Genomic DNA, 20027 nt, shown 5'->3' with positions numbered 1-20027 from the left:
AAAGGCGAAATAGAAAATTAAATCGGTAAGCAAAGAAAATGAAAAATCAATTTGAAGATATCGACCTTGAACTAAAAGACCTGAAGCCTAATGTAAGAGCAAAGGCATTGGAGATTTTGAAAGATAGACAAGATCAGCTCAAAACCAATAGAAACCTTGCTATTAAAAAGGCGATTGAGGAAGCAGAAAATTGGTTTATGGATTCGGAAGGTTAACCCTTAACAAATACTATAATGAAAAAACATAGCGATAACAATAAAAAAGGTAAAGCAAAAAGTCCGGTAAAGAATGCTAAATCCAAACCGCAACGGGATAAAGCAATACATAATGATGCCGAAGAAGATCACGGGGATGATGATGGACATGACCATGGGATTGCAGGGCCCGAACAGGCCGGGTGGCGAGCGCATTTAGGTCTTCTGGTAGGCCTTTTCATATTAATATGTGTACTGGTTGCAGACTATGGATTTGGCATCAAACTTTCAAAATGGGTTTCTTTAGCGGTTAATGGTGTAGCCTATCTCTTGGCTGGTTGGAACGTACTTGTACTTGCCTTTCGTAAGGCGATACGCGGAGACATATTCAATGAGTTTGTGCTGATGAGCGTTGCCACATTAGGCGCTTTCTATATCGGTGAATATTCGGAGGGCGTAGCAGTAATGGTATTCTATTCAATAGGAGAATGGTTCCAGGATTCTGCGGTAGATAGGGCAACGGCAAGCATCAAAGCATTGCTAGATATACGACCAGATGAGGTTACCGTTATCAGGGATGGAAAAACACTGGTTGTTCCCTCTGCCAAAGTTGAACTGGAAGAAACCATACAGGTAAAGGCTGGAGAAAAGGTGGCGCTTGATGGTGAACTTATTTCTGACAAGGGCTCTTTCAATACTGCGGCTCTTACGGGTGAAAGCCGTCCCGATAGTAAATATAAGGGTGAAGCGGTGCTAGCAGGAATGATCAATCTAAACACTGTTTCAGAGATCAAGGTAACTGCGCTATTCAAGGACAGTAAGTTGAGCAAGATACTTGAAATGGTTCAGGATGCATCCTCACGCAAATCACAGACCCAATTATTTATCTCCAAATTTGCAAAAGTTTATACACCTATTGTTTTTTTCTTAGCCCTAGCATTAGCTTTGGTTCCCTATTTTTTTGTAGCTGATTATGTTTTCAACCAGTGGCTATATCGTGCCCTGGTTTTCCTGGTCATAAGTTGCCCTTGTGCGCTGGTGGTTTCCATTCCATTGGGATACTTTGGTGGGATTGGTCTTGCTTCAAAAAATGGAATTCTGTTTAAGGGAGGTAATTTCTTGGACGTAATGACAAAGATCGACACCATTGTTATGGACAAAACAGGTACGCTTACCAAAGGTGTATTTAAGGTGCAAAAGGTAGTGCCTGTTGGATTGACTGAAAAACAACTGGTCAAGTTAGCGGCGATCCTGGAAAAAAATTCTACTCACCCAGTCGGGCAGGCTATTATTGAATTTGCGGGAAAAGATGCTGATAGCGGAAAAGCAACAGCGGTGGAAGAAATTTCGGGCCATGGATTGATAGGTAAAGTAAATGGCAAAGATGTGCTTGCCGGCAATCTAAAACTGTTAAAAAAATATAAAGTTGATTACCCAAAAGAGATTGAAGAAATTGTAGACACAATGGTTGTGATTGCAGTAGATAAAAAATACGCCGGTTATATTACCATCGCTGATGAAATTAAGGAAGATGCGGCTGAAGCCATCAAACAGATGCATGAGCTGAATATAAAAACCGTTATGTTTTCTGGAGATAAGCAGGCAGTGGTTGATTACGTGGCGAAAAAATTAGGTATCGACAATGCATTTGGCGATCTGTTACCCGAAGGTAAGGTCGAAAAAGTAGAAGCATTGATAAAAGAAGGAAGACATATTGCATTTGTGGGAGATGGGGTTAATGATGCTCCCGTTATTGCCTTGGCTGATGCAGGAATTGCAATGGGTGGACTGGGTAGTGATGCCGCAATTGAAACCGCTGATATCGTGATTCAAAATGACCAAATTTTGAAGATTGTATCTGCCTTGAGGATTGGAAAACTAACACGCAATATTGTTTGGCAGAATATTATCCTAGCTATGACCGTGAAGGTAGCAGTGCTATCATTGGGTGCTTTTGGAGTAGCCAATCTATGGGAAGCGGTGATTGCCGATGTGGGTGTTGCATTCCTTGCAATATTGAATGCGATCAGGATCCAGAAGAAAACAATTTAATCACGCAAAGCTGTGCATAAAAAAATATCAGATAACCTAAGCAGAAAGCTAAAAGAAAGATGTCAAGCACAGGTATTGTAAAAATGGGTCTATTTTAGAGCATGTGATTCGAAGGATTTGCGTAATAGATTTTCTTCAATAGATTCTATAATTAATCTTCTATAACTGGTTGACTAAAATAGAATGATTAAGGAATGATATAATTAATAAGTGGAATTATATAACAAAAAATCACTAAAGTAGCTTATATTTGCCCAGATAATGAAAAGAATACTGCTGACCTTTGTTGCTTTCTTCTATCTGGGAACTTCCAGCGGGGCAACTGTGCATTTTCATTATTGCATGGGAGAACTTGTTAAATGGGGTTTGACTACGTCAGATGAAGGCAATTGTGAGTTTTGCGGAATGACTAAAAATGCAACGGAGAAAAATTCATGTTGCAAAAACGATTATAAACAGGCGAAGATAGACCAATCTAAAAAGTCGACTCAGCTTGTTTACGAATTTAAACAGTTTCCAGCAGTTTTCCAGCACACATTTAAAAGCAACACCTATCAGATTGCTTTATCAGCTCAGAAAACAAATACTGTCTTCAGTAATGCCCCACCAGAGTGGCTGAGTGTTCCCGTCTTTATCCGTAACTGTACCTATAGAATTTAGGCTTTAATACCGCAGTCCTACACATTCGTGTACCGGACATAGCTTTGCTGTGTCCAAAATTTTTATATCCAAATTTTTATTTCAAATCAATTTATTATGAAATCATTACGATTCTCTATGGTAGCCATGTTGGCTTTCCTTGGCAGTGCAACTTTTGCGCAGTCTAAAACAGACAGTGTTAAAGTATCTGGTAATTGTGGTATGTGTAAAAAACGCATAGAAGCAGCTGTAAAAGTAGAGGGCGTTACTACTGCAGAGTGGAGTGCAAAAACCAAAATGCTAACCATCAATTATGATGCTAGTAAAATTAAGTTAGATGATGTACAGCGTAAGATCGCTGATGTAGGACATGATACGCCAAAATTTAAAGCTAATGATGCAGTTTATACTAAACTTCCAGGCTGTTGTAAATATGATAGAGCAAGTCAGCCGGCAAAACAGCCAGAATCAGATCACAAACATTAACATCAGGTGCCTGAGTAATCAGGCGCCGATTTGAAAAAAATAAAGATGGTACATAAAATTATAGAATGGTCTATGCGCAATCGGTTTATTGTGCTAGTGCTTTCTGCCGGATTATTTATATGGGGAGTATTCTCGGTACAAAAAAACCCGATAGATGCAATTCCAGACCTTTCAGAAAATCAGGTAATTGTATTTACCGAATGGATGGGTAGATCACCACAATTGATAGAAGACCAGGTTACCTATCCACTGGTTACCAATTTGCAAGGTATTCCCAAAATCAAATATGTAAGGGGCTCCTCTATGTTCGGGATGAGTTTCATTTACGTAATCTTTGAGGATGATGTAGATGTATACTGGGCCAGAGAGCGTGTAATGGAGCGAATTAGTACAATATCCAAAACTTTACCAGAAGGTGTTGCGCCACAATTAGGGCCAGATGGTACAGGTGTAGGGCATGTGTTGTGGTACACCTTGGATGCCCCAGATATGGATTTGGGTGAGCAACGTGCCATACAAGATTGGTACGTGAAATTTGCATTGCAAAATGTTCCTGGAGTGAGCGAGATCGCTTCATTTGGTGGTTTTCAAAAACAATATCAAATTTCAATAGATCCTAATAAACTACTGTATTACAAACTCAGTGTGCCTCAGGTAATTGCTGCTGTAAGAAGTAACAATAACGAATCTGGGGGGCGTAAGTTCGAAATGAGCGATATGGGCTATATTATCAAAACTTCTGGTTACCTCAAATCCCTCGAAGAAATCTCAAATATCCCTGTAAAGAACCAAAATGGCACGCCTATAAAGGTCTCAGATATTGCTACTGTGCAAATGACAGGAGAAACTAGATTGGGCATATTTGATCAGGATGGCAAGGGAGAACGTGCAGGCGGAATTGTGGTAATGCGTTACGGCGAAAATGCGGCAGAGGTAATCGATAAAGTAAAAGCAAAAATGAAAGAAGTATCAAAAGGATTACCTAAGGGCGTGAAATTTGATATTGTATATGATCGGGGCGAGTTAATTAAAGAATCCGTCGATTCGATTAAAAATACATTAATAGAAGAGATGATTGTGGTATCGCTTATTGTATTTGTATTTCTATTTCATTGGCGCAGCGCATTAAGTATTATCATACAAATTCCAATTACCATTGCGGCAAGCTTTATCCTGCTCAATGCTTTTGATATTTCATCTAACATTATGTCGCTAACTGGTATTGCACTGGCTATAGGTGTAATTGTAGATAACGGTATTATTATGAGCGAAAATGCATATAAGCATTTGACAGAACGCTACGAGTTATGGGAAAAGGACCAAAATAAAACAACAACATCATGATCAAGTGGTTTAAAAATATATTTAAAAAATCTCCAGATTGGATAAGTGAAGAAGATCGCCTTGCGGTGATTACCAAATCCAGTAAACAGGTTTCAAGAGGGGTGTTCTTTGCAACAGTCATTATCATTACCTCTTTTTTACCCGTATTTATGTTAACCGGACAGGAAGGTAAACTGTTCCACCCACTAGCATATACCAAAACATTTATCATGATTGTAGATGCTTTGTTGGTAATTACACTGGCACCTGTGCTGATTTCCTTTTTTATGAAGGGAAAATTTAAGCCAGACCATGCAAACCCTGTAAACAGAATATTAGAAAAGGTTTACGAGCCAATTATTAGGACTGTTTTAAAATGGCGAAAAACGACAATTGCCGTTAACATTATTGCTTTGTTAATTACCATTCCATTGCTTAAAAACCTAGGAACAGAGTTTATTCCACCATTAGATGAGCAAAGTATTCTTTTTATGCCAGTTACCTTGCCCGACGTATCTAATGCAGAAGCAAAGCGAATATTGCAGGTACAGGACAAGATTATTAAATCGGTGCCGGAGGTTGATAAGGTTTTGGGAAAGGCAGGCAGGGCTAATACAGCCACCGATAATTCACCAATTAGTATGATTGAGACCATTATTACTTTAAAACCTAAAAGTGACTGGCGTAAAGGCATCACCAAAAAAGATATTGTAACCGAGCTAGATGCTAAACTGCAAATTCCGGGTGTGGTAAATGGTTGGACACAGCCGATTATTAACAGAATAAATATGTTGGCTACAGGTATTCGTACCGATGTTGGGATTAAGGTTTTTGGACAAAATTTAGATACCATTGCTGCTGTATCTGAAAAAGTGAAAGCCGCATTAGAAGGCACGCCTGGTGTTAGCGATTTATTTGTAGAACCAATTACGGGTGGAAAATACATGGCTATCGATATAAAAAGAGAAGAGCTGGCACGTTATGGTTTAAACGTTGATGATGTAAACCAAGTGGTAGAAAGTGCATTAGGTGGCGCAACCATTGGCAATACCATTGAGGGTAGACAACGTTTTTCTATTAGCGTGCGTTTAGCACAAGAATATAGAAACAGTGTAGAGCGTATTCAGCGTATTCCTATTCAGTCTACCACCTTTGGCGAAATTCCCCTGTCAGCCGTAGCCGATGTGAAATTTGAAGACGGGCCACCGATGATCAATTCCGATAACGCCATTTTGCGTGGTGCGGTGATGTTTAATGTGCGAGATCGGGATTTAGGCAGCACAGTTAAAGACGCAATGGAAAAGCTAAACAAAGAAAAAGGAGTGCTTCCAGAAGGTTATTTCTTGGAATGGAGCGGGCAATATGAAAACCTTATCCGCGGTAAGCAAACCTTAATGTGGATAGCTCCCGTTGTTTTGGTCATAATTTTCTTCTCCTTGTATTTCGCTTTCCACTCGGTAAGAGAAGCCTTTTTAAGCTTGATAACGGTTCCATTTGCTTTAATAGGCGGGGCTTATATGATCTACTTCTGGGATGTAAACTTATCTGTGGGTGTAGCCGTAGGTTTTATTGCATTATTCGGTATTGCCGTCGAAACGGGGATTGTGATGGTCATTTACCTGAATGATGCCATGCAGCAACTGATTAAATTAAAAGGAAATTCAAGTGAGACCATCACAAAAGAAGATTTGAGAGAATATGTAATTCATGGTGCTGCCAAACGGTTAAGGCCGAAACTAATGACGGTTTGTGTGTCGCTGTTTGGTTTGGTGCCCGTATTATGGGCTACTGGAGTTGGAGTAGATGTAATGCAACCCATTGTGTTGCCCATGATAGGTGGAGTACTTACTTCCTCTACGCACATCTTACTAGTTACTCCGCTCATCTTTTTAATGTCTAAAGAATACGAATTGAGGAAATATGGAAAATTGGAGGTTCACGATGTACAGCATTAAAAAAATAAAGTTGATACTACTGCTATTGCCATTTTATTCATTAGCGCAACAAAAACAGGTGCTCACATTAGATACGGTTTTACAAAGAATAGATAAGAATAATCTATTGTTGCAATCTTATGGGTTAAAAGCAGAAAGCTACAAACATACGGCTAAAGCAGCAACGGCTTGGATGGCTCCAATGGTAGGTGTGGGTACGTTTATGACTCCCTACCCTGGTCAAATGATTATGGATGAAAGTGATAAAGGTTCTTTAATGCTACAATTAGAGCAAGATATTCCTAATCCGGTTAAACAAAATGCGAACAAACGCTATATCGAATCTAAGGGTAAAGTAGAAAACGAAACTCGGGGAGTTACCTTAAATGAATACAAGGCGCAAGCAAAGCGATTGTATTTTGGATGGTTGGTTGCGCAACAAAAGATTAGGGTATTGACGCAGAATGAAAAGATTATGCAAACCATGAAAAAGATCGAAGAGATCAGGTACCCTTTTAACCAGTCGAAATTAAGTAGCGTATATAAAACTACCGCCAAACTGGAAGAGAACCGAAACATGATCATCATGCAGGAGGGTGATATAGCTAGAAGTAGGGCTTGGCTAAATAGTTTGATGAACCAACAGGGAAATGCAGATTTTGCTATTGATACCACCTATCAGCCAGTTTTTGTGGCTGCAAGAGCTATTGATACAGGTAGTTTGGCCTTAGCTAGAAACGATATTAAGAAAATGGATTATAGCATACAATCTATGCAGTTGAATATCGAAGCAATGAAAAAGCAAAGCAGGCCCGATTTTAAGCTAAGGTTTGATCACATGTCTCCTTTAACAAAAGCAATGCCTAAAGCTTTTAGCATTATGGGAATGGTAAGTATCCCAATTGCGCCATGGTCTTCAAAAATGTATAAATCTGAAGTAAAAGGAATGCAATATGAAGTGCAGGCTATGGCAAAAGAGAAAGCGGCTATGCTTCAAGAAACGCAGGGGATGTTATACGGTATGCAATTCGAAATCCAGTCTATGCAAAAGCGGATCAAGGTAATGGAAGATAAAATTATTCCGAGTTTACAAAAAACACTAGATGTTAACTTTTTAAGCTACCGTGAGAATAAAATGGAATTACCAGAAGTAATCGATTCGTGGGAAGCATTAACCATGATGCAGACGAATGTGCTAGATGAAAAACTGAAACTTTACTTAATGATTGTAGATTATGAGAAAGAAATATATCGTTAACCCCTTTAGCTTTGCTTTGTTGATGATGGCTGGCATAATGGTAATCAGTTCTTGTAATAGGAATAAAGCTGTTAAAAACGACGCCCATGATGATCTTGGCGCAGTAAAAATAGACAGTAATCTTTCTCACCTGCTTAAACCTACAAATGCACAGGTTGTATCAACATTGCCAGTAATTAAAGCCGAGTATGGTACAAGAATATTTACGGAAGAAGTGCATGGCATAATTAATTACGATACACGTAATGAGCATAGTGTAGCAAGCAGGGTTGGTGGAAGAATAGAGCGTTTGTTGATTAAATACAATTACCAACCCGTTCGCAAAGGGCAGTTAATTATGGAAGTTTATTCTCCAGATTTGGCTGCTGCTCAACAGGAATTGCTTTTTTTGCAACGTTCTGAAACAGATCAGTCTATGCTAGAACGAGCTAAACAACGGTTGATATTATTGGGGATGAATAATTCGACAGTTAATCAGTTGTTAAAAACAAGAAAAGTTAATTATCGTATTCCTGTTTATAGCAATGCAGATGGATATATTCTTGAAAAATCTGCTGCGGCCCAGATTGTGGCCCCATCTGCTGCTGCCCCATCTTCTGGTGGAGATGGAATGAGTAGTATGGCTGGTGGATCTACGACAGCTGCTGCACCAGTGGCAAGTACTCCAGTAAATTCTCCGGTGATGTTACGAGAAGGACAGTATGTAAGTGCTGGACAATCGCTTTTTACGATTTATAATGCCAGTAGTATGCTTGCAGAGTTTTCCTTTAAACCTGACTTGGCATCGCTTATTAAAAAAGGCGATAAGTTGATGTTTTATAAAACTGCCGATAAAAGCACGGCTCAGAACGCAACTATTGGAATGATACAGCCTGTTTTTAAAAATGGCGAAAACTTTACTATTGCCAGAACCTATCTCAACAAATCGAATTTTAGGATTGGGGAACTTCTTACTGCTAAAATACCTGTATTGTTAGCTGCTTCATGGTGGCTACCAGAATCTGCAATAGTATCATTAGGAGACAAAAAAGTGCTCTTTAAAAAAGAAGGTAATGTAGTTATTCCAAAAGCGGTAAAAACAGGCGTTACCATAGCCGGGATGGTACAAATTACAGAAGATATTAGCAATTGGGAGGTAAGTAAAAATGCAGCATACCTGGTTGATAGTGAAAGCTTCATTAAAAAATAAAATTATGGAACGTAAATTATTTATAAAGAAAATTGCCTTAATGGCGGTGCTTCCATCGGTATTTATTGCAGCGTGTAGCAATGAGAAAAAACCTGTAGAGGGGGCTGCAAAAGAAAAGGTGCAGACTTTTACTTGTCCTATGCACCCGCAGGTAATTAAAAATGAAATGGGTACTTGTCCCATTTGTGGGATGGATTTAGTGCCTTTTGAAAAAAACAGTAATGATAAAGCACTGAAAGTAGATGAGAAACGCCAGGCATTAGCCAATATAACTACCCTAATCATAGGTGAAAATAGCTTTTCTGGTGGTAAACAGCTAAATGGAAGACTAACTGTTGATCCTGAACAAAGTAGCTATATCTCTAGTAGAATTGCAGGTAGAATAGAGCGATTATATGTAAGAGAAACTGGAGTTAAGGTAAGTAAAGGGCAGCCTTTGTATCAATTGTATTCTGAGCAATTGGCTACCCTGCAACAGGAGTATTTAATGGCTGTAGCACAACAGAAACAATTTCAGGGCGATAAAATAGAGAGTCAGCTAGTTGCTGCGGCTAAACAGAAATTGTTGTTATATGGTCAATCTGAAAGTCAGGTTCAGCAATTGTTAAAAACACAGAAAAAGGATCCATTTATTGTATTTTATGCACCGCAAAGTGGTATTGTGGCAGAGTTATCCGTAACGCAGGGGCAGTATGTGCAAGAAGGAGGCTCGATAATAAGACTGGAAGGCTATGGTCAGTTATGGGTCGAAGCGGATGTTTATCCAAATGAGGCTAAAAACATAAAACAGGGTCAAAAGGTTAAGGTGGTGGTTGCAGGTTGGGAAGATAAGCCACAAGAAATGATCATTAGCTTTATTACACCAGCTTTACAATCAGGTTCACAGCTTACACAAATTAGAGGGACTATCCCTAATCCATCAAATCAATGGCAACCAGGCTTACAAGCCAACGTCTTTTTACCTTCTGCAAGTCAAACTAATGTATTGACTTTGCCGGTAGATGCTGTAATAAGAGATGGAAAAGGAATGCACGTTTGGGTTAAAAGCGGAAAAGACAATTTTGAAGCCAAGCTTGTAAAAACTGGGCAAGAAAACGATGATCAGGTTGAGATTGCCGAAGGATTGAAAAAAGGAGATCAGGTAGTAGTAACTGGAGCATATCTATTGTATAGCGAGTATATCCTTAAAAGAGGAAAAAACCCTGTTGAAGGGCTTAAACTAAGTAAATCATAAATATTAATTATAAAACCAAAAAAAATGAAAACAATAACCAATTTTGTAATGATTTTAGTTGCAGTAATGCTATTTGCAGCTTGTGGAAACAGTGATAAACCAGTAGCTGAAGATGCACATGCAGGTCATAACCATGCGGCAGGCGAAGGTCACGATGCGGCTCCTGTGGAAAAAACAGCTGTAAGCGTTAGTTTAAAAGACGATAAATTAAATGCAGTTTACCAACATTATGTACATCTTACCAATGCACTTGTAAATGGTGATATGATCGAGGCAAAAGTAGCAGTTAATGCTATCGAACTGGGTTCAAAAGCACTAAATAATGGTGGTTCATTAGCTACATTAGCAGCTAAAATAGGTGCAGCTAAAGATATTGAATCCCAAAGAACTTTGTATGCTGATTTGAGTACTGATTTTATAGAAAGAGTAAAAAGCGCTGGCTTAAACTCTGGCGAAATCTATGTAGAATACTGCCCTATGGCACTAAATGATAAAGGTGCGGCTTGGTTAAGTAATCAAAAAGAAATCAGAAACCCTTATTTCGGCGAAAGCATGATGACTTGTGGCGAAGTAAAAGAAACATTGAAATAAGAATAGATGGATTTAAACGCTGCTACTCTAAATGGGTAGCAGCATAATTATATAACTAATAGGTAGAATAATATAAATTTAATTTTGCATCTTTATATAGATTTGCATAGTCATGAAAAGTAAAGCTATCTTTCTGTTAGTTATATTTTTGCTCAATACTGTTGTGGGTTTTGGCTGTGCTTTGGCAATGGAGGAGAATCATGATAATGATACTCATTCCCATACAAAAGCGGCTGTTCATGAACACAAAGATCATGAGCACAATCATGCAGAGGACCATGAGATTACCTCGATACCAGGACTGAATTCTTCAAACGAAGATCCTTGTTGTAAAAAGCTGGTAAATGAGCTGACTATCCAAAGTAAACTCATCCCAGAAAGTGCTAAAGTACTGGTTAGTTTACCTGTAGTAGGGCTTGCCAATTACGCTTATACTTTATTAGTTACAGTAATCAGTATCGCACCAGATCAAAGTGGTTACGTAAACCATAGGTGTCGACCCCCTAACGAAGATATTCGAATAAGCATTCAAAGTTTTCAGATATAAGATTTAATGAGCTTGCTAAACAGCCAGTTTACTACTGTTAGCGGACAAATACATTAGACATAGCTATTGCTATGTCTAAAAATTAGTATAAACATTAAATTATCACATCATGAAAAAAATATTTTTAGTAGTTGCCTTAGTTGCAACTGCATGGATCAAACCTGTTTTTGCCCAAAACAGCCAAACACAATCTTTATTAACGGCTTACTACGACATCAAAAATGCGTTGGTAAATTCCGATGCAACTTTAGCCGCATCAAAAGCAAGCGAATTTTCTAAAGTATTGAGCAGTATGGATATGAAATCAATGCCAAAGGAAGAAATGACCTCTTTTATGGGGCTTCAGGATAAACTTGAATTTGATGCTAAACATATCTCAGAGACAAAGGAAATCGTACATCAAAGAGAACACTTTGCTAATTTTTCTGCCAACCTTTTCAAATTAGCTAAAGCTGTAAAATTGACCAAAGCGCCAGTCTATTATGACTACTGCCCAATGAAAAAAAGCTATTGGCTTTCTGATAACACAGCAATTAAAAACCCCTATTTCGGAAAACAAATGTTAACCTGCGGAGCGATAAAGGAAACTTTAAAGTAATTCTGTTTGTTAATTATACAGTTTCACCTTATTTGGGTGCAAGTAGCTGTACAATTAACTTCGAATTTTATCAAATAATTCTGTTCTAGGGTTATACAAATGCAATTGTTCCCTAAACAGATAATCAACAATTTAAAAATATTTTAATTAAAATACGATGAAAACATTAATTTATAGCTCAGCTATTTCTCTACTATTTCTAACAGCCTGTTCCAACGGCAGTAATAAAACTCAAACAGCAACTACCTCAGACTCTACAGGAACTAATACTGTTGTAGCAGGGGCTTCAGAAAAAGGTGCTTCCACTGCTGCGTTGTTAAGTTCATATATCAAATTAAAGAATGCCCTTACAACTGACAATGATAAAGATGCAGCAGCTGCTGGAAATGAAATGGTAGCTGGTTTCGCTTCTTTTGATAAAAAATCTTTAACGCCAGAGCAGGATAAAGCTTATACCGACATATATGATGATGGCAAAGAACATGCCGAACATATTGGAGCTAATGTCGGAAACATTGCACATCAGCGTGAACATTTTGATATGTTGAGCAAGGACATGTATGATCTTGTGAAATTATTAGGAGCTAATCAACAACTATATGTAGATCACTGCCCGATGTTTAATGACAATAAAGGAGCAATCTGGTTGAGCGAAGTGAAGGATATTAAAAACCCTTATCTTGGAAAAGCGATGCCAACTTGCGGAAAGGTTCAAGAGGAATTAAAATAGTAGCCATGAAAGGCATAAAAAAAATACTTCTTGGATTATTGGTAATCCTTGTAATTATCCAATTTGTACAACCTGCCCGCAACAAAAGTGGGCAGGTTATGCCAAATGATATTTCTAAAATGGTTGCCATGCCAGATGATGTACAAGGAATTCTGAAAAAAGCTTGCTATGATTGCCATAGTAACAACACCCAATACCCATGGTATGCCAATGTGCAACCTTTGAATTGGTTCTTGGACGATCATGTAAAATCTGGTAAAGCTGAATTAAATTTTAATGAGTTTGGTTCCTATACGGCAAGAAGACAGCAAAGTAAACTACGCTCCATAGAAAACAGTTTAAAAGATGGTACTATGCCTTTATCTTCATATACCCTCATCCATAGAAATGCTATTTTGAGCGATGCAGAAAAAATGCAAATAATTGGTTGGGTTCAAATATCAAAGGATAGCCTAAATAAAAAAAATCTTTAATCATCAAATTATGAAAAATATATTAACGGCCTTTTTATTGATCCTCTATTCGGCGGTTTCTGCTCAGGATATGAAGGGAATGAAAATGCCAAAAAAGGAAAGTGAAAAACCGGCCGAGGTTATTTATACCTGTACCATGCACCCAGAAATACAATCTAGCAAGCCTGGCAATTGTCCGAAATGTGGTATGAAGCTCGTTGTTCAAAAAGCAAAAACTGTTAAACCGAAAGCTTCCGCTCCAGATAAAAAATCGCAGCCTGCAAAGACTTCAGATATGGGAGATATGAAAATGCCTATGAAGGAGATGCCCAAAAAGGATGATGGAATGGAAGACATGGCCGGGATGGATATGGGAGATAACAGTGTCACCATGGAAAACATTAAAAAGGCGAAGTTAAATTTAGGACCAATTAAAACCATTTCAAGTACTGCGCCGCCTCGCACCGTCCGCTATGATCTTTACATTGCCGACACAACCGTAACATTCGGAAAGAAAACAAAACGGGCAATTGCAGTAAACGGACAGATACCAATGCCAACCTTAACCTTTACCGAAGGTGATACGGCATTGATCTATGTACACAATAACCTGGATGAGGAGACAGCTTTGCACTGGCATGGCCTGTTTTTACCCAATAAAATGGATGGAGTTCCCTTCCTTACGCAAATGCCTATTAAGCCCCATTCAACCTATATCTATAAATTCCCTATCATTCAGAATGGAACACACTGGTATCACAGCCATAGTGGATTGCAGGAGCAGATTGGTATGTACGGTGCATTCATTATGAACAAAAAGAAAGAATGGGACATTCCAACCATTCCGGTAGTATTGAGTGAATGGACGGATATGAAACCAGAAGAAGTACACCGAAGCTTGAAGAATGCCAATGATTGGTTTGCCATTAAAAAAGGAACGACCCAAAGTTATGCCGAGGCAATCAGGACAGGACACTTCAAAACCAAAATCAACAACGAGTGGAAGCGCATGAATGCTATGGATGTTAGTGATGTCTATTATGATGCCTTTCTAATCAATGGCAAGAACCAAAACCAGCAGCCCCAGTTTAAAGCAGGCGACAAAGTAAGGCTTCGTATTGCTAATGGTGGCGCGTCTGATTACTTCTGGCTAACTTATGCCGGGGGTAAGATCACCGTAGTGGCTACCGATGGAAATGATGTAGAGCCTGTTGAGGTGGATCGGCTGATCATAGCCGTATCAGAAACCTATGATGTCGTGGTTACCATACCAGAAAATAAGAGCTATGAATTTTTAGTAACGCCTGAAGACCGCACCAAATCGGCTTCCTTATGGCTGGGCGAGGGAGAAAAAGTTCCTGCCCAGAAGCTACCTAAACTGAAATATTTTGCAGGAATGAAAATGATGAACGACATGATGGACATGAGTGGCAACATGATCGAAATGGAGGGCATGAAAATGCAGAACCAGATTATGGATATGAATACAGTGATGTATCCGGAGGTAACAGGCGAGGAAAATCCGAAAAAAGAAAACAAAAAAGCAGCAATGCCGGGTATGCAAATGCCGAACGATAAAAGTATGGCAGGAATGAATATGGCCTCTGATAACCCGGACATCATTACGTTAAACTATGGAATGCTTCGTGATCCGAAGAAAACAACTTTACCTAAAGGGCCATGGAAAGAATTGAAGTTTGACCTTACCGGGAATATGAACCGTTATGTATGGTCTTTGGATAACAAAACGGTTTCTGAAAGCGATAAAATCCTCATCAAGAAAGGTGAAAATGTAAGGATTATCCTATTCAACAATAGTATGATGCGCCATCCTATGCACCTTCATGGTCATGATTTTAGGGTAGTTAACGAACAGGGTGAAAACGCACCTATGAAAAACGTGTTGGACATTATGCCAATGGAAAGGGACACCATTGAATTTGCTGCTACGGAACCCGGAGGTGATTGGTTTTTCCATTGCCATATCCTCTACCACATGATGAGCGGTATGGGACGTGTCTTCAGCTATGAAAACTCCCCACCTAATCCTGAAATTCCTGATCCTAAATTAGCACAGCGCAAATTGTTCAGCGATGACCGGGAATTTCATCCCATGGCAAGGGTTGGAATAGAAACCAATGGTAGCGATGGTGAAATTATGCTGGCCAATACCCGCTATCGTTTCACAACAGAATGGAGAATTGGCTTTGATAAAGAAATGGGTTATGAAAGTGAAAGTCACTTTGGAAGGTATATCGGGCGAAATCAATGGCTATTACCTTACGTGGGTTGGGACTTTAGAAAAAGGACTATTGATCCATTTGACAAAAATATTTTTGGACAATCCCTATCACCGGGCAACAACGTTTTCGGGCAACGCAATACCAAGAACTTTAGACAGGTATTTCATTTAGGGGTGCAATATACGCTGCCGATGTTAATTATCGCAGATGCTTCTGTGGATCATAAAGGAAATGTGAGGTTCCAGCTGATGCGGGAAGATGTTCCTATTTCCAAAAGACTTCGTTTTCAGTTCATGGTCAATACAGATAAGGAGTACATGGCCGGATTTAGATATATCGTTACCAAATATTTTGGCCTATCTACCCACTATGACAGTGACATGGGCTATGGTGCCGGACTAACCTTAAACTATTAACTTATTAAAATCATCACGTTATGAAGCATATTTATAAAATAACCGGAATGACCTGTCAGGGTTGTAGAACAAAGGTTGAAAACGCATTGAACGGAATTGATGGTGTTTCTGCAAAGGTTACCTTGGAAACTTCGGAAGCAACAATCACAATGGATAAGCACATTCCAACCGAAAAATTGCAAGAAACTCTTTCCGCTGCTGGAAATTACACGATTCAAATGTCGGGATCACATAAGATTACAGAGGATAAACAAATGCATAATCACGGGCATCAGGAGCATTCTAATTCTGTCCATCATCGTCATGATAATGCTCCATTAAAGGCTCATAAAAATGAAACTAGCGGAGTATATTATTGCCCTATGCATTGTGAAGGGGATAAAACCTATGATAAACCAGGTCATTGCCCAGTTTGCGGGATGGATTTATTAAAGCAACCTGAATTAAAACAAACAACGAAATTTACCTGTCCTATGCATCCCGAGATCATCAGAGATCAGCCTGGTGCATGCCCTATATGTGGAATGGATTTGGTGCCGATGGGTGTTGATTTGGAGGAGGAAGATAAAACCTACGAAGCGTTGTTGCGTAAATTTAGGATTGCTACCGTTTTTACCGTTCCCATTTTTTTAATCGCAATGTCAGAAATGATACCCGGTAATCCGATCTTTAAGTTAATGGAGCTAAAATATTGGAACTGGGTTCAGTTTGCATTTTCTATACCTGTGGTTTTTTATGCAACATGGATGTTCTTTCAGCGTGCATGGCAATCTATAATTACATGGAAACTGAATATGTTTACCCTGATTGGTATTGGTGCGGGGGTGGCTTGGCTTTTTAGTCTTGTCGCCCTGCTTTTTCCCGATATTTTTCCAGAGCAGTTCAAGACCCATCACGGTACGGTCTATGTTTATTTTGAGGCTGCAACCGTGATCTTGACACTGGTTTTATTAGGACAACTTTTAGAAGCCAGGGCACATGGTAAAACTAATAGCGCCATTAAAGAGCTATTAAAATTAGCCCCAAATACAGCCACAAGAGTTGTAGGAGATAAAGAGACAACCGTTTCCATTGATGACATCCAAAAGGGAGACCTGCTTAGGGTGAAGCCCGGTGAAAAAATACCTGTCGATGGCAGCATCAAAACGGGAGAAGCCATTATAGACGAATCCATGATCTCTGGCGAACCTGTTCCCGTCGAGAAAAAGATTGGGGACAAAATCAGCTCAGGAACCATCAATGGCAACAAGACCTTTATCATGCTTGCCGAAAAGGTAGGTTCGGAAACACTGCTTTCTCAGATCATCGAAATGGTTAATTCCGCTAGTCGTTCAAAAGCGCCTATCCAAAAAATGGCAGATAGGATTTCGGGATATTTTGTGCCTGTGGTGGTATTGATTGCCATGATAACATTCATCGTATGGGCAATATATGGCCCAGAACCTTCTTATGTATATGCTTTTGTAAATGCCATTGCCGTATTGATCATTGCCTGTCCGTGTGCACTAGGTCTCGCTACACCAATGTCTATAATGGTTGGCGTGGGTAAAGGCGCCCAGTCTGGCATATTGATCAAGAATGCGGAATCTCTTGAAAAAATGAATGCCATTGATGTGGTGATCATTGACAAAACAGGAACGGTTACCGAAGGAAAACCTTCAGTTGAGAGTGTTGTTAGCGCCGATACAGATTTTGATGAAAAGAAAGTCCTTGAAAGAATAGTGGCGCTAAATAGTAGCAGTGAACATCCTTTAGCGCAGGCAACATTACGTTATGGGGAAGAAAACAAAGTAAAAGTTCAACCAATTTCAAATTTTGAAGCTGTAACCGGCAAAGGTGTAACTGGTATATTGAAGGAAGAAAAACTTGCTTTGGGTAATCAGAAATTAATGGAACACGTTAAGGCCAAAATTGATTCCGAATTGCAAGAGCAGGTCAAAGCTGCTCAAAAACAGGGCAAGACGGTTTCTTATTTAGCCGTTGGAAATAAAGCTGTTGGCTTTGTGGTAATCTCTGATAAAATCAAAGCTTCCAGTGCAACCGCTATCAAAAAACTTCAGGATGAAGGCTTGGAGGTAATTATGTTTACTGGCGACAATGAGGATACGGCAAGGGCAGTTAGCGGAACCTTGAATTTAGATGGCTTCAAAGCCGGGATGCTACCAGAGGATAAACTGAACGAAATCAAAAAACTACAGGCCCAAGGGAAAAAGGTAGCTATGGCTGGCGATGGAATTAATGATGCACCCGCACTATCACAGGCAGATATTGGTATCGCTATGGGTACAGGAACCGATGTCGCCATTGAAAGTGCAGCAATTACGCTTGTAAAGGGAGATTTAAATGGAATAGCAAAAGCACGATTGTTAAGCCACAAAGTAATGGGTAATATTAAGGGAAATCTCTTCTTCGCCCTTGGATATAATGTATTGGGAATACCTGTGGCCGCAGGACTTTTATATCCGTTTTTTGGAATTTTATTATCACCAATGATAGCTGCACTTGCCATGAGTCTTAGTTCAGTATCTGTTATTCTAAACTCATTGCGGCTTAGAAGTGCGAAGATTGATTAGTTTTTATATAAAGGCAATAAATCATATTAATTATGGAACATAAAGATCACAAGCAAATGGAAATGTCGCAAAATCATGGCGACCATTACAAAAAGCTGCTCATTATGGCAGTACTTTCTTTCATAGCGATGTACGTTCTGATGTACTCAATGGTAAATAACTTTGCAAATGTATACCCGAATATTAACCAGTTTTATATGGCTGGGCTGATGACGATGCCCATGATTATCATTGAACTTATTTTAATGGGGAAAATGTATGGTAATAAAAAGCTCAATATAAGTTTGATTACGATATGCTCAGTAGGCTTAATTGCATTCTTCTTGTTAATCCAATCTCAAACCGCGGTTTCGGATAAACAATTTTTAAAGGGAATGATCCCGCATCATGCAGCGGCAATTTTAATGAGTGAGCAATCAAAATCAAATGACCCAGAAATAAAGAAACTGCAACAGGAAATCATTAAAAGCCAACAAGAGGAAATAGACGTTATGAAAGCCAAGTTGGAATCTCTTGAATAGCAAAGAGTTTAACCGATTTTTTGCTATGATAAGCATTATATTGGATATTAGGATCTTAAGTTGTAATTCAGCTAACTAGTAGCTTTCTCCAAAGCTTAATCATAATTCTGTAATAGAATATACTATATATGTCGAAAAATTTGGATTAAATAAAAATGTATCGTAATATTGCGATATATAATTATGGGACTTACAAAAACAGAAATATTCACACAGGAGCAGAATCAACTTTCAACACTTTTGAAAGCAATTGCACATCCTGCACGTATCGCCATCCTTCAAAGGATCATTATATCCAACACCTGCATTTGCGGTGACTTGGTTGGCGAACTTGGACTGGCACAGGCCACAATCTCCCAGCACCTGAAAGAACTTAAAACAGCAAAAATTATACAGGGCACAATAGAGGGCGTAAGTGTATGCTATTGCATCAATCCTAAAACATGGAAGATATTGGAAGAGCAGTTCGGTGGTTTTTTAGGCTCCTACAAAGGTGAAACGGTCTGCTGTTAAGCATTTTGTTTGCCTATTTCAATCGTTAAATTGCAATATTACTATAATAGATAAATTATGAAACTATCAGAAATCAAAGAAATCTTAACTACTGCCGAAGAGGTAAATTTTCACGTAGAAAATGGGGGAATGGTGCCCGAACATTTCCATGTTACAGAAGTGGGAATCATTACAAAAGACTTTATCGACTGCGGTGGTAAGGTACGACATGAAAAAGTAGCAAACTTCCAGTTATGGGATGCAGATGACTATGAGCACCGTTTGAAAGCAGGAAAGCTATTGGGAATCATAGCGCTTTCGGAAAAAGTATTGGGCATGGAAGATCTGGAAATCGAAGTGGAATACCAGTCGGGTACCATTGGCAAATATGACCTTGGATTTGATGGAACGAACTTTCTGTTACTTGCAAAGCAGACCACCTGTCTTGCAAAGGAGGCTTGTGGCGTTGAAGGTGCTCCGAGAAAAGGAATGGTTAACCTGGCAGGTGCAGTAAACAATTGTACTCCTGGTAGCGGTTGCTGTTAATTCGCTTGA

General features: G+C 39.1%; 19 protein-coding genes. All 19 read left to right on the top strand.

Features of this window, described 5'->3' with window-relative positions:
• The first annotated feature begins 38 nt into the window (after positions 1-38).
• The 19 genes from FA045_RS18825 (at position 39) to FA045_RS06240 (ending at position 20018) form a co-directional block, all read left to right on the top strand.
• Entirely contained in the window at positions 39-215 is a 177-nt protein-coding gene (locus tag FA045_RS18825; RefSeq protein WP_169305024.1) for a hypothetical protein, read from the top strand.
• A gap of 18 nt (positions 216-233) precedes the next feature.
• The gene (locus FA045_RS06325; RefSeq protein WP_136875631.1) at positions 234-2246 is read left to right on the top strand and encodes a heavy metal translocating P-type ATPase; all 2013 of its coding nucleotides are present in this window, start codon (positions 234-236) and stop codon (positions 2244-2246) included.
• Between the two features lie 261 nt (positions 2247-2507).
• On the top strand, positions 2508-2906 hold the full coding sequence (locus tag FA045_RS06320) for an HYC_CC_PP family protein (RefSeq protein ID WP_136875629.1): 399 nt from the start codon (positions 2508-2510) through the stop codon (positions 2904-2906).
• A gap of 96 nt (positions 2907-3002) precedes the next feature.
• Entirely contained in the window at positions 3003-3371 is a 369-nt protein-coding gene (locus tag FA045_RS06315) for a heavy-metal-associated domain-containing protein (RefSeq protein WP_136875627.1), read from the top strand.
• A 45-nt stretch (positions 3372-3416) separates the two neighbouring features.
• Entirely contained in the window at positions 3417-4715 is a 1299-nt protein-coding gene (locus FA045_RS19130; protein WP_136875625.1) for an efflux RND transporter permease subunit, read from the top strand.
• Positions 4712-6649: an efflux RND transporter permease subunit gene (locus tag FA045_RS19125; RefSeq protein ID WP_136875623.1), complete on the top strand. Its 1938-nt coding sequence runs from the start codon at positions 4712-4714 to the stop codon at positions 6647-6649. The genes FA045_RS19130 and FA045_RS19125 overlap by 4 nt, the downstream gene beginning before the upstream one ends.
• A gap of 10 nt (positions 6650-6659) precedes the next feature.
• Entirely contained in the window at positions 6660-7886 is a 1227-nt protein-coding gene (locus FA045_RS06300) for a TolC family protein (protein ID WP_225871291.1), read from the top strand.
• A complete protein-coding gene (locus FA045_RS06295) occupies positions 7864-9075 on the top strand; it encodes an efflux RND transporter periplasmic adaptor subunit (RefSeq protein WP_136875620.1) in 1212 nt (403 codons plus the stop codon). The genes FA045_RS06300 and FA045_RS06295 overlap by 23 nt, the downstream gene beginning before the upstream one ends.
• 4 nt (positions 9076-9079) lie before the next feature.
• A complete protein-coding gene (locus FA045_RS06290) occupies positions 9080-10309 on the top strand; it encodes an efflux RND transporter periplasmic adaptor subunit (protein WP_136875618.1) in 1230 nt (409 codons plus the stop codon).
• A 24-nt stretch (positions 10310-10333) separates the two neighbouring features.
• Entirely contained in the window at positions 10334-10900 is a 567-nt protein-coding gene (locus tag FA045_RS06285; RefSeq protein ID WP_136875616.1) for a DUF3347 domain-containing protein, read from the top strand.
• A gap of 112 nt (positions 10901-11012) precedes the next feature.
• A complete protein-coding gene (locus FA045_RS06280) occupies positions 11013-11447 on the top strand; it encodes a hypothetical protein (protein ID WP_136875614.1) in 435 nt (144 codons plus the stop codon).
• 109 nt (positions 11448-11556) lie between these two features.
• Entirely contained in the window at positions 11557-12045 is a 489-nt protein-coding gene (locus tag FA045_RS06275; protein WP_055132851.1) for a DUF3347 domain-containing protein, read from the top strand.
• 157 nt (positions 12046-12202) lie between these two features.
• Positions 12203-12775 (top strand): DUF3347 domain-containing protein, encoded by a 573-nt coding sequence (locus FA045_RS06270; protein ID WP_136875612.1) that lies wholly within the window; start codon positions 12203-12205, stop codon positions 12773-12775.
• Between the two features lie 5 nt (positions 12776-12780).
• A complete protein-coding gene (locus FA045_RS06265) occupies positions 12781-13248 on the top strand; it encodes a heme-binding domain-containing protein (protein WP_136875610.1) in 468 nt (155 codons plus the stop codon).
• 10 nt (positions 13249-13258) lie between these two features.
• Positions 13259-15886, top strand: coding sequence for a multicopper oxidase domain-containing protein (locus tag FA045_RS06260; protein ID WP_136875608.1), 2628 nt, complete (start codon positions 13259-13261; stop codon positions 15884-15886).
• Positions 15887-15906: 20 nt separating this feature from the next.
• Complete coding sequence (locus FA045_RS06255; RefSeq protein WP_136875606.1) at positions 15907-18459, top strand: heavy metal translocating P-type ATPase; 2553 nt, start codon at positions 15907-15909, stop codon at positions 18457-18459.
• 32 nt (positions 18460-18491) lie between these two features.
• On the top strand, positions 18492-18980 hold the full coding sequence (locus tag FA045_RS06250) for a DUF305 domain-containing protein (protein ID WP_205943106.1): 489 nt from the start codon (positions 18492-18494) through the stop codon (positions 18978-18980).
• Between the two features lie 183 nt (positions 18981-19163).
• Positions 19164-19493, top strand: coding sequence for an ArsR/SmtB family transcription factor (locus tag FA045_RS06245; RefSeq protein WP_136875604.1), 330 nt, complete (start codon positions 19164-19166; stop codon positions 19491-19493).
• A gap of 57 nt (positions 19494-19550) precedes the next feature.
• Positions 19551-20018, top strand: a complete 468-nt coding sequence (locus FA045_RS06240; RefSeq protein ID WP_136875602.1) for a DUF6428 family protein — start codon at positions 19551-19553, stop codon at positions 20016-20018.
• The last annotated feature ends 9 nt before the right edge of the window (positions 20019-20027 follow it).

It is taken from the genome of Pedobacter cryotolerans, from assembly GCF_005116475.1.
Classification (GTDB): domain Bacteria; phylum Bacteroidota; class Bacteroidia; order Sphingobacteriales; family Sphingobacteriaceae; genus Pedobacter; species Pedobacter cryotolerans.
The sequence above is the reverse complement of the archived record's forward strand: the minus strand, read 5'-3'. Positions and strand labels throughout refer to the sequence as shown.

Bases quoted from the DNA above. Each gene is read 5' to 3' on its own strand.
- FA045_RS18825 (WP_169305024.1), top strand. From the start codon at position 39: ATGAAAAATCAATTTGAAGATATCGACCTTGAACTAAAAGACCTGAAG.
- FA045_RS06325 (WP_136875631.1), top strand. From the start codon at position 234: ATGAAAAAACATAGCGATAACAATAAAAAAGGTAAAGCAAAAAGTCCG.
- FA045_RS06320 (WP_136875629.1), top strand. From the start codon at position 2,508: ATGAAAAGAATACTGCTGACCTTTGTTGCTTTCTTCTATCTGGGAACT.
- FA045_RS06315 (WP_136875627.1), top strand. From the start codon at position 3,003: ATGAAATCATTACGATTCTCTATGGTAGCCATGTTGGCTTTCCTTGGC.
- FA045_RS19130 (WP_136875625.1), top strand. From the start codon at position 3,417: ATGGTACATAAAATTATAGAATGGTCTATGCGCAATCGGTTTATTGTG.
- FA045_RS19125 (WP_136875623.1), top strand. From the start codon at position 4,712: ATGATCAAGTGGTTTAAAAATATATTTAAAAAATCTCCAGATTGGATA.
- FA045_RS06295 (WP_136875620.1), top strand. From the start codon at position 7,864: ATGAGAAAGAAATATATCGTTAACCCCTTTAGCTTTGCTTTGTTGATG.
- FA045_RS06290 (WP_136875618.1), top strand. From the start codon at position 9,080: ATGGAACGTAAATTATTTATAAAGAAAATTGCCTTAATGGCGGTGCTT.
- FA045_RS06285 (WP_136875616.1), top strand. From the start codon at position 10,334: ATGAAAACAATAACCAATTTTGTAATGATTTTAGTTGCAGTAATGCTA.
- FA045_RS06280 (WP_136875614.1), top strand. From the start codon at position 11,013: ATGAAAAGTAAAGCTATCTTTCTGTTAGTTATATTTTTGCTCAATACT.
- FA045_RS06275 (WP_055132851.1), top strand. From the start codon at position 11,557: ATGAAAAAAATATTTTTAGTAGTTGCCTTAGTTGCAACTGCATGGATC.
- FA045_RS06270 (WP_136875612.1), top strand. From the start codon at position 12,203: ATGAAAACATTAATTTATAGCTCAGCTATTTCTCTACTATTTCTAACA.
- FA045_RS06265 (WP_136875610.1), top strand. From the start codon at position 12,781: ATGAAAGGCATAAAAAAAATACTTCTTGGATTATTGGTAATCCTTGTA.
- FA045_RS06260 (WP_136875608.1), top strand. From the start codon at position 13,259: ATGAAAAATATATTAACGGCCTTTTTATTGATCCTCTATTCGGCGGTT.
- FA045_RS06255 (WP_136875606.1), top strand. From the start codon at position 15,907: ATGAAGCATATTTATAAAATAACCGGAATGACCTGTCAGGGTTGTAGA.
- FA045_RS06250 (WP_205943106.1), top strand. From the start codon at position 18,492: ATGGAACATAAAGATCACAAGCAAATGGAAATGTCGCAAAATCATGGC.
- FA045_RS06245 (WP_136875604.1), top strand. From the start codon at position 19,164: ATGGGACTTACAAAAACAGAAATATTCACACAGGAGCAGAATCAACTT.
- FA045_RS06240 (WP_136875602.1), top strand. From the start codon at position 19,551: ATGAAACTATCAGAAATCAAAGAAATCTTAACTACTGCCGAAGAGGTA.